The organism is Arthrobacter sp. TB 23 (assembly GCF_000294595.1).
In the GTDB taxonomy this organism is placed as follows: Bacteria; Actinomycetota; Actinomycetes; order Actinomycetales; family Micrococcaceae; genus Arthrobacter_D.
Window position 1 is genome coordinate 50,376 of the sequence record NZ_ALPM01000043.1, and the last position, 9,826, is coordinate 60,201.

The 9,826-nt window shown below is 63.4% G+C and carries 7 protein-coding genes and 1 pseudogene; 3 read left to right on the forward strand and 5 right to left on the reverse strand.

Going from position 1 to position 9,826, the window contains the following annotated elements; genetic code table 11:
• Positions 1-63: 63 nt before the first annotated feature.
• Entirely contained in the window at positions 64-1,362 is a 1,299-nt protein-coding gene (locus B384_RS0105890) for a sugar ABC transporter substrate-binding protein (protein ID WP_019482212.1), read from the reverse strand.
• Positions 1,363-1,617: 255 nt separating this feature from the next.
• On the opposite strand from B384_RS0105890, the gene B384_RS17895 reads away from it, so the two are divergent.
• Positions 1,618-3,408, forward strand: coding sequence for a glycoside hydrolase family 13 protein (locus B384_RS17895; protein WP_019482213.1), 1,791 nt, complete (start codon positions 1,618-1,620; stop codon positions 3,406-3,408).
• 55 nt (positions 3,409-3,463) lie between these two features.
• Positions 3,464-4,477, forward strand: coding sequence for a LacI family DNA-binding transcriptional regulator (locus B384_RS0105900; RefSeq protein WP_019482214.1), 1,014 nt, complete (start codon positions 3,464-3,466; stop codon positions 4,475-4,477).
• Positions 4,478-4,489: 12 nt separating this feature from the next.
• On the opposite strand, the gene B384_RS0105905 is transcribed toward B384_RS0105900, so the two are convergent.
• The 4 genes from B384_RS0105905 to dnaK form a co-directional block, all read right to left on the reverse strand.
• Positions 4,490-4,903, reverse strand: coding sequence for a heat shock protein transcriptional repressor HspR (locus B384_RS0105905; protein ID WP_019482215.1), 414 nt, complete (start codon positions 4,901-4,903; stop codon positions 4,490-4,492).
• Between the two features lie 29 nt (positions 4,904-4,932).
• Entirely contained in the window at positions 4,933-5,961 is a 1,029-nt protein-coding gene (locus B384_RS0105910) for a DnaJ C-terminal domain-containing protein (RefSeq protein ID WP_019482216.1), read from the reverse strand.
• Between the two features lie 154 nt (positions 5,962-6,115).
• Positions 6,116-6,823 (reverse strand): nucleotide exchange factor GrpE, encoded by a 708-nt coding sequence (locus B384_RS0105915; RefSeq protein ID WP_019482217.1) that lies wholly within the window; start codon positions 6,821-6,823, stop codon positions 6,116-6,118.
• A gap of 2 nt (positions 6,824-6,825) precedes the next feature.
• Complete coding sequence (dnaK, locus tag B384_RS0105920) at positions 6,826-8,724, reverse strand: molecular chaperone DnaK (RefSeq protein ID WP_019482218.1); 1,899 nt, start codon at positions 8,722-8,724, stop codon at positions 6,826-6,828.
• A gap of 491 nt (positions 8,725-9,215) precedes the next feature.
• Between dnaK and B384_RS0105925 the strand changes: the two are divergent.
• Positions 9,216-9,826: pseudogene (locus tag B384_RS0105925) on the forward strand (DUF222 domain-containing protein); the annotation flags it as partial.

Genomic DNA, 9,826 nt, shown 5'->3' on the forward strand with positions numbered 1-9,826 from the left:
AAGAGGTTGCTGCCGGAGCAGCCAGGGGTGGCGCCCGCCCAAGGAAGGACGGGCGCCGGGTTGTTACTGCCCTGCGATCTTCTCTTCGATGTTGCTGACCATGGTGGTCCAGGCAGCCTCAGGATCGCTGCTGCCCTTGATCAGGGCGAGCTCGGTTGCTCCCCAGTCAGCCCAGACGGCCTGCATTTCTGGCAGCGCTGGCATAGGCACACCATTGGCTCCGATCTCGCCGAATGCTGCAACGATCGGATCCGAGGACGCCTTGTCGAAGCTGGCGTTGAGGGCCGGTGGGCGCCCCCCAACGGCGTACATCGCGTCCTGTGCTTCCTCAGTGCTGAGATAGTTGACGGCAAACTCATTCGCCGCGAGCGCGTTGGCGCTCTTCGAGGAAATGAAGAATCCGTTGACACCGATGAAAGGCTGCGCGTCTTCCTCCCCGACGGTGGGAAGGTTGTCGACAGCGATGTTCAACCCTGCGGCCTGGGCATCGGGCACGTTCCAGGGACCGGTCAGGAAGTAGGGCGACTCGCCCGCGTTGAATTTCTCCTTCGCGATATCGCCGGTGATGTTCGAGTTGATGATCTTCGACCCTTCGTCACCCCATTCGACGAGCTTCTTCGCGAACTCGACGCCGTTGGGCTCGCCCAGCAGCAGTTCGTCCGCGTTGTAGCTGCCATCGTCGTTCTGGCCGAAGACGGGGACCCCCATCGAGGTCTGCAGCGGGTACAGGTGATACGGATCGCCCTGCTTGGGATCCATGCCCACCAGGAAGGGGTATTCGGCGTCGCCCGCGGCGACGGCGGCCTCGCCGTTCGCGATGACCTCGTCAAAGGTGGTTGCTGCCTCGGGTACCAGATCGGTGTTGCGCAGCAGCGCAATGTTCTCCAGCGCGTAGGGGACGCCGTAGACGCTGCCGTCGTAGGTCATCGCCTGGATGGCGGATTCCTGGAACTCCGCCGCCTTGTCGCCAAGCTCCACCGGCGCCACCACGCCGTTCTGAACGAAAGTGCCCAACCAGTCATGTGGACCCACGATCAGGTCTGGACCCTTGCCGGTGGGCACCTGGGTGATGAAGTCATCACGTACTGCGGCGAAGTCCTTGACCGCGAGTTTCACTTCGATCCCAGTGTCCTCTTTAAAGGAAGCGGTGATCTCCTCAAGGGCGGGTGCACGCTCCGCGTCAACCCACATGGTGAGCGTCGTGGCGCCCCCCTCTGAGAGGTTTTCCGCGGCGGGGGTGCTGCTCGTGCCGGCTGACTCGGATGCTCCTCCGCCACAGGCGGTGAGGGCCAGGACTGCAACGGACAGTAGTCCGGTGAATAGGGTGTGCCGACGCATCGGCTGGGTGGATCGCACCTTCATTGGTGTACCTTTCGTGAACGTCATCGGTCAGTGCCCGGCCATCGGAGCGGTACGTCCGCTCACCGGGAAACGTCTATGCCACAACCCGCCCGATCGGGCAGATCGTGATAAGAGTCACAACTGTAAACGCTTGCACAAAATATTCCAACTGTCAGAAAAAACTGGTTGAGAATCCGCCCTCAAACCGGCATGCGGCAAGCTAGCCCAGGGCAAGCGCTTCCACTTTTAGTTGATTTGCGGTCTAAGATAGTCGGCATGCCTGAGATTGTTCCCGTCCTGAGCGGCGATCACCTGTCCTCGCCTGCCTCCTTCCACGACCCATTGCACGCCGCGTGGGGGGATGCCGAGTGGTGGCGCTCATCTGTCATCTACCAGGTCTACCCGCGCTCGTTCCGGGACTCGAACGGCGATGGTACGGGGGACCTTCCTGGCGTCCTGGCCGAATTGGACCATTTGGCAGAGCTCAGCGTCGACGCTGTTTGGCTATCCCCGTTCTACCCCTCTCCCCACCGCGACGGCGGCTACGACGTCGCAGACTATTGCGATGTCGACCCGATGTTTGGCACGCTAGCCGACTTTGACGCCCTTGTTGCAGGGGCGGACCGCCTTGGGATTCGGATTATCGTCGACCTCGTACCCAACCATTGCTCAAGTGAGCACGCGCTGTTTCAGGCCGCGCTGGCTGCCCCCGAGGGTTCGCCTGAGCGGTCCATGTTCATTTTCAGTGATGGCCGGGGCGCCGGCGGCGACGAGCCCCCCAACAACTGGCAGTCCCATTTCGGCGGCCCTGCGTGGACGCGCATTACTGCTCCTGATGGCTCCCCTGGCCAGTGGTATCTTCACCTTTTCGATTCCTCCCAGCCCGACTTCAACTGGGACAACCCAGCCGTGCGGGAGGAGTTCGAGCGAGTCCTCCGTTTCTGGCTTGATCGCGGGGTGTCCGGGTTCCGTGTGGACGTAGCGCACGCCCTCATCAAGGCCAAAGGCCTGCCGGACTGGGGCGGCCGTGCCGACGGCGGATCCACGGAGGGCTTCCCTGGTTCGGATGCGCCTATGTTCGGGCAGGAGGAGGTCCATGCAATTTATCGTCGGTGGCGTGGCATCCTCGACGAATACGACGGAGACCGAATCCTTTGTGCCGAGGCGTCGATCGACCCCCTGCCCCGCCTGACCGACTGGGTGCGCCCGGACGAGATGCACCAGGCCTTCAACTTCGCATACCTTCATCACCCCTGGGACGCACATTCCCTCCGCCATGTGATCTCGACTTCGCTGACCGCTTTCGACGCAGTCGACGCGCCCACCACCTGGGTGTTGAGCAATCACGACGTCGTCCGGCACGCAAGCCGCTTCGGCCTCCCCGAGGGCGCTCCCCGTGGTGGTGACGGAATCGGCAGGTTCGACGCGCAGCCCGACACCGCGATAGGACTGGCCCGGGCCCGGGCTGCTTCCCTCGCGATGTTCGCCCTGCCGGGAGGCATTTATCTTTACCAGGGCGAGGAACTTGGCCTGCCCGACCACACTGCAATGCCTGACGATGCTCGCAAGGACCCGACCTTCGGCCGAACCGAAGGGGAGCGACTCGGCCGAGACGGCTGCCGGGTTCCGTTGCCGTGGCTCGCCGATACGCCCACGTTTGGTTTTGCGGCGAACCACAGCGGCGCACCCCATGAGGCGCCGACCCCCTGGTTGCCACAACCAGAGGGGTGGTCTGGCTACGCCCGCGACCGTCAGACGGAGGATCCTTCCTCAACGCTGTCCCTGTATCGGACCGCCCTCCAGCTTCGACGGGATTTGCGGCTCGGTGCCGGATCCCTGAGCTGGTCCCGCGAGTACGAAACGACCGACGCCGTTGCGTTCCTCAACGGCGAAGTGCTGGTGGTTCTCAACATGGGTGAATTCGCCATCCCGCTTCCGCCGGGCGCTATCATCGTCTCCAGCACGCCGGAAGAAATGGAAGCGGGGGAAACCCGAATGCTCCCACCCAATGCTTGCGTCTGGCTGATCCACTCCACGGATAGCGCTTTCGTGGCGACTCCGGAATGATCGAAGGAGGCACAGTCCAGCCGGAGTGCACCGCATGAATTTTGGGAGGGAGACCATGGCCGGCATCAAGGATGTCGCCCAGCTCGCCGGGGTCTCCACCGCGACCGTATCCCGAGCGCTCAGCGGCAAGGGGCAGGTATCGGAGCGAAGCCGGGCGCGGGTTCTGCGGGCCGCAAAGGAACTGGGCTTCGTGGTGAGTTCGACTGCGTCCTCGCTAGCCTCGGGCCGTCACCGCAATGTGGGAGTCGTCGTGCCGTCGGTTGCCCGTTGGTACTATTCCCAGATCGTCGACAGCGTCGCGGCATCGTTGCTCGAGGCTGGGTATGACCTCACGCTTTATAACCTGAACGAGAACGCCGACCACCGCGGCCGCGTCCTCACCGACTTTCTTCTCCGCCAGCGGTGTGATGGGGTGATCCCCGTTTCGCTTGAACTTCGCCGCGACGAACTGGATCAGCTCCTCGCCGTAGGAAAGCCAGTAGTCGGCATTGGCGGGCCGCTTCCCGGGGCGGAGACCTTCAGCGTCGATGATGGTGAAATCGCCCGACTCGCCACAGAGCATCTCATCAGCCTTGGGCATCGGCGAATTGCCCACCTCGGTGGTGCCGATGCATTTGAAAATGATTTCCGGATTTCCGGCACCCGTCGGAACGGGTATGAGTCGGCCATGAGGAACGCAAACCTGGACATCCTTGACTCCTGGCGCGTCGACGCCGACTTCACCATTCAGGGCGGTCTAGCACAGGCGAAACAGCTCCTGGGCTATCCTCGCGATACTCCTTCGGCGGTCTTCTGCGCGTCAGACGAGATGGCGATAGGCACCATCCTCGCGGCACGGGAGCTGGGACTTCGCGTCCCCGAAGACATTTCAGTGATAGGGATTGATGGGCATGAACTCGGGGAAGCTCTCGGGCTGACCACAGTGGCCCAATTCCCGCGGGAACAGGGGCAGCGCGCCGTCGAGCGCTTCCTGGCGATTCTGCAGGACCCGGCAGCCTATTCTTCTACCAATCACGTCGCTCGAACAGCGCTCATTATCCGATCAAGTACAGCCGCGCCGGCAGTGTAGCCCGTACCGCGGTCACGGGCGCCACACGACCATCGCCTGACTCCGCGGCCGGGGGCGCTGACCGCGGGAGAGGGTAACGACGTCGCCTGCGAGTCCGGCGGCAAACACCCTGCTTGAGTCAGGCTGACGACGGCGGGACGCCAGTTCGTCGGTCAGCTCCTGAACCCGGTATTGCAGGGCGGCGACCTGATTCTCGAGCTGCAGGATCCGTCGGATACCTTCCAGCGACACCCCCTCCTGGGAAAGCCGCTGCACCTCGCGGAGAGTGGTCACGTCCCGCTGCGAGTAGCGGCGGGCGCGGCCGGGAGCCCGGCTGGGTGTCACCAGCCCGAGCCGGTCGTACTGCCGGAGGGTTTGCGGGTGCATGTCCGCCAGTTCTGCGGCGACGGAGATCACGTAGATGGGCAGGCTTGCGTCGATTGCCATCGTGACCTCCTTTCGATGCTGCTTGGGCTTTAGAGTTTCGCTTTGGCGGCGAGGCCCGCTCGCGGGTCGGCGTCGACGGTCGCCGCGGCAAACGCCTCGACCGCAGCCTCTGCGTCCTTGTTCAGTTTCTGCGGGACGACGACGTCGATGGTCACCAGCAAGTCACCGGTCGCCTTTGCTGTGGACACCCCACGCCCCTTGACGCGCAGGGTCCGTCCGGACGGCGTACCGGCGGGGACTTTGACCTTGACCGTGTCACCGGTCAGCGTGGGGACATCGATGTGCGCACCCATTGCAGCCTCCGGGAAGGACACCGGCACGTGGACGCGGATGTTGTCGCCGTCGCGCTGGAAGAATGGATGCGGTTTCACGCTTACGCTGACCATCAGGTCGCCATTTCCTGCGGCGCCAGCCTGGCCCTTGCCCCGGACGCGGACCTTTTGTCCGTCCTTGATGCCGGCGGGCACCCGAACATCGATGACTTCACCGGAGGGCTCACGCAGTCCGATGGTGGTGCCGTTAATGGAACCGGCGAAAGAAATACTGGTGGTCGCCGTACGGTCGGCGCCTTTACGCGGGGTCGGCTGGTAGCCTCCGGGGAACCCACCGCCGCCCTGGCCGAAGCCGCCTCCCCCGCCCTGGCCGAACAGGTCGGCGAACTCGGGTGGAAGATTGCCGTAGCTGGCGCCTCCGCCACCGCCGGGGCGTTGGCGTCCGGGCCTGGGCTGTCCGGCACCCTGACCGAAGAGGTTGCCGAAGATATCTTCGAAGCCAGCGCCGCCGGCTCCCCCACCGGGACCACCGGCGGTAAAGCGTGCGCCGCCGCCCATGGCACGGATGGCGTCATACTGCTGACGATCCTCAGGATCGGACAACACCGAGTACGCCTCGGAAATGTCCTTGAACATCTTGTCCGACCCGCCGGTTGCCTGATTCTGGTCCGGGTGGTGCTTGCGCGCCAACTTCCGGTACGACTTCTTGATGTCGGCAGCTGTTGCATCTTTGGGGACACCGAGAATTTTATAGAAATCCTTGTCGACCCAATCCTGACTAGCCAATTGGCGTCCCCTTTCGTATATGAATTCAAAGCATAGGTGAGTAGCGATGGAGCCGGAGCAGTGTCCGACCCGGCGGCTTTAATATTTCAAACGAGCTCTGCGAGCGAGGAAATTTCGTTGCCGCCGGTCGGGCACTGCTCCGGCTTCCCAGGCGCTACTCGGGCACTGCGACGATAACTTGGGCTGCCCGCAGGACGCGGTCGCCCTTCTTGTAACCTGCCCGCAGGATCTGGCTGACGCTGTCGAACTGTACGTCGGCACTGGGCTGCTGGATCAGAGCCTCGTGGATGTTCGGGTCGAACTCCACTCCGGTCTCGTCGATCCGGCTTAGGCCGTAGGTCTTCAGCGCGTTTTCCAATTTGGTGGAGATCGCAGCGAAAGGTCCGTCGGCCAGGTCGCCGTGCTGGCGAGCGGCGTCGATGTCGTCCAGGACGGGCATCAGCGAGTTCAACACTCCGATGACTGCCATGTCCCGGGCCACGTCCCGGTCGCGCTCGACGCGCTTCCGGTAGTTGACGTACTCGGCCGAGAGGCGTTGCAGGTCGGTACGCAGCTCCGCTTCCACAGCTGAGGCCGATCCGGCGGCGGGTTCGGTGAACCCCTCGCCGTCGATCCCGTTGAGGATTGCCTCGGCCTGGGCCAGCGCATCGCTACCATCGGCGGGCTGCTCCCCGGCGTCGGCTTCCTCAACGGGATCCTGAACGGAGTCCGGGGTCACAGGCTGGTCGGTGTGACCAGCCTGTGCGCCGTCGTCGTCCTGCTGCTGCCCACGGACCTTACCTGCCTCGGGGTCGATCTTCCGGTTATCGCGGAAGCTGACCGGTTCGGACTGGTGCTCTTCTTCGTTTCCGTGGTGCGGCATGACTACTTCTTTTCGGTGTTGTCGTCTTCGTCGACTACCTCGGCGTCGACGATGTCCTCGTCGTTCGAGGACGAGCCAGCGTCAGGCGCCGTTCCATCCTGAGGTGCGTCGGCGCCTGGCGCGGCGGCGTCCTGCTGTGCCGCTGCGTAGATTGCCTCGCCGAGCTTGGTCTGTGACGCCTGAAGCTTCTCAAACGCGGCCTTGACCGTGTCAGCCGATCCGGCTTCCTCAGGGTTGGCTTCGAGTGCCTTCTTCAGTTCGTCGACGTCGGCCTGAACCTCGGTCTTGACGTCCTCGGGCAGCTTGTCCGAGTTGTCGGCGATCAGTTTGTCGACCGAGTAGGCCAACTGCTCGGCACCGTTGCGGGTGTCGGCTGCTTCGCGGCGTTCCTTGTCCTCGGCTGCGTGCTCCTCGGCTTCGCGGACCATACGGTCGATGTCTTCCTTCGACAGCGCGGTGCCGCCGGTGATGGTCATCGACTGCTCGGCGCCGGTGCCCTTGTCCTTGGCGGACACGTGGACGATACCGTTGGCGTCGAGGTCGAAGGTGACCTCAACCTGTGGCACGCCGCGGGGGGCGGGAGCGATTCCGGTCAGTTCGAAGGTACCCAGTGGCTTGTTGTCCCGGGTGAACTCGCGCTCGCCCTGGAAGACCTGGATAGCAACCGATGGCTGGTTGTCGTCGGCGGTGGTGAAGGTTTCGCTGCGCTTGGTGGGGATGGCCGTGTTGCGCTCGATCAGCTTGGTCATCATGCCGCCCTTGGTCTCGATCCCGAGGGACAGAGGGGTGACGTCGATGAGCAGCACGTCCTTACGCTCACCCTTCAGCACGCCTGCCTGGAGTGCGGCGCCGACGGCGACGACCTCATCAGGGTTGACGCCCTTGTTGGGCTCCTTGCCACCGGCGAGTGACTTCACCAGTTCAACGACGGCTGGCATGCGGGTTGAGCCACCGACGAGCACGATGTGGTCGATGTCGGCAACCTTGATGCCTGCTTCAGCGATGACGTCGTTGAATGGCTTCTTGGTGCGGTCCAGCAGGTCCTTGGTGAGGTCCTGGAACTTGGCACGGGAGAGGTGCTCGTCCAGGTGGACGGGGCCGTCTGGGGTGACCGAAAGGTACTGGAGGGAGATGTTGGTGGAGCTTGCCGAGGAGAGTTCCTTCTTGGCCTGCTCTGCCGCTTCCTTCAGGCGCTGCAGGGCGATTTTGTCCTTGGACAGGTCAACACCCTTGGCTTTGGCCTGCGACAGCAGGTAGTCAACCACGCGCTGATCCCAGTCGTCGCCGCCGAGGCGGTTGTCACCGGAGGTGGAGCGTACCTGAATGGTGGAGAAGTCGTCTTCATCCTTGCCGACCTCGAGCAGGGAGACGTCAAATGTGCCGCCACCCAGGTCGAAGACCAGGATGAGCTCGTCTTCCTTGCCCTTGTCCAGGCCGTACGCCAGTGCTGCAGCGGTTGGCTCGTTGACAATACGCAGGACGTTCAGGCCTGCGATTTCGCCTGCTTCCTTGGTGGCCTGGCGCTCGGCGTCGTTGAAGTAGGCGGGAACGGTGACGACAGCGTCGGTCACCTTTTCACCCAGGTAGCTTTCGGCGTCGGTCTTCAGCTTCTGAAGGATGCGCGCGGAAATTTCCTGAGCCGTGTAGTTCTTATCGTCGACCTTGACGTTCCAGTCGGTGCCCATGTGGCGCTTGACGGAAGCAATGGTGCGGTCGATGTTGTTGACGGCCTGGCGCTTGGCGATTTCGCCAACCAACACTTCCCCGCCCTTGGAGAACGCAACGATCGAGGGCGTAGTCCGTGCGCCTTCAGCGTTGGCGATAACGGTGGGCTCGCCACCTTCGAGTACGGAAACCACTGAGTTGGTGGTTCCGAGGTCAATACCTACTGCACGTGACATGCGTATTTCCTTTCAACAGCCCGTAATGAGGGGAATCGCTCAGCCCGTAGCCTGGCGAGTATTCGCCTGAAAGCCGGATCTTGAGCGTTCTTCACTCAACTGTACTCCGAGGCCGCAGAGAGTCAAATCTAAGTTGAGTGGGATAGGCTCAACCTTGCGTGCGGAGGCGCATTGAGTCGCCGAACTCCGCGGTCGCGCGGGCCTCGCAGGCTGTTCAGCCGTGAGAGAACGTCCTGCTGGCCCGCACCCCCGTCCTCCTGCTGGCCCTCACCCCCGTCCTCCTGCTGGCCGTCGCCACCCCTGCCGAGGAGTGACATCTGCCGGGTTGAGGGCGCCCTGACCGACCAGACCTTAGTCTTTGGTTGGCCCTGGGCGGGGTGTTCAGGAGGCGGTCCGTGTTGGTTGTGTGGGCCGAAAAATAGTTGAGAAAGTTTTTCTGGTGACCCTGAATCGGCCCCTATTTTGTCAGTGGGCGATGATGGAATAAAGGTATGAAAGGCAGCGACGCTTCTGCTCCCGGATCGGGATTCTCCCCCGAATCTGGCCCCGGTTCTGGCCCCGGTTCCGTCTTCGAGAGCGGGTCCGCGAACACTGCTTCGGGGAATGCGGGTGGGTATGGTCCGCGCGGGCCGCTGGGCGGGGAAGCGACCTGGACCGCTCCGATCGGGCCGGGGGCTCCGGTGCCGTTGTCTGGCCAGGTGTCGGTCGCGGCGATGGTGACGTTGAACGCGGGGCAGACCGTGAACCTGCTCAAGACGCTCTCAGTGTTGCGGTCCTGGGTCGATGCGCAGGAAGCCAAAGCGGCCACCCATCTTTATGACCTGATGGCCGAGGAACACCCCTGGGTCGAAGACCTGGACCGTGTTCATGCCCTGGCCGGCGCGGAGATCAGCGCCGCGCTGCGCATCCCGGAACGGACCGCGGGGTTTCTCCTGGATACCAGTGAACTACTGACCCGTGAGTATCCGGCCACGCTGCGCGCGCTGGAGGACGGAAGGCTCTCCCAACGCCATGCCACGGCCGTCGTGCAGGAAGCGATCAGCATCCCCAATACCGTCCCGGCGGTTACCGCCGCGTTTGAAGCCCACCTCATCGGTCTGGC

Excerpts from the sequence above, each read along its gene's own strand:
- B384_RS0105890 (WP_019482212.1), bottom strand. The coding sequence starts at position 1,362 with ATGAAGGTGCGATCCACCCAGCCGATGCGTCGGCACACCCTATTCACC.
- B384_RS17895 (WP_019482213.1), top strand. The coding sequence starts at position 1,618 with ATGCCTGAGATTGTTCCCGTCCTGAGCGGCGATCACCTGTCCTCGCCT.
- B384_RS0105900 (WP_019482214.1), top strand. The coding sequence starts at position 3,464 with ATGGCCGGCATCAAGGATGTCGCCCAGCTCGCCGGGGTCTCCACCGCG.
- B384_RS0105905 (WP_019482215.1), bottom strand. The coding sequence starts at position 4,903 with ATGGCAATCGACGCAAGCCTGCCCATCTACGTGATCTCCGTCGCCGCA.
- B384_RS0105915 (WP_019482217.1), bottom strand. The coding sequence starts at position 6,823 with ATGCCGCACCACGGAAACGAAGAAGAGCACCAGTCCGAACCGGTCAGC.
- dnaK (WP_019482218.1), bottom strand. The coding sequence starts at position 8,724 with ATGTCACGTGCAGTAGGTATTGACCTCGGAACCACCAACTCAGTGGTT.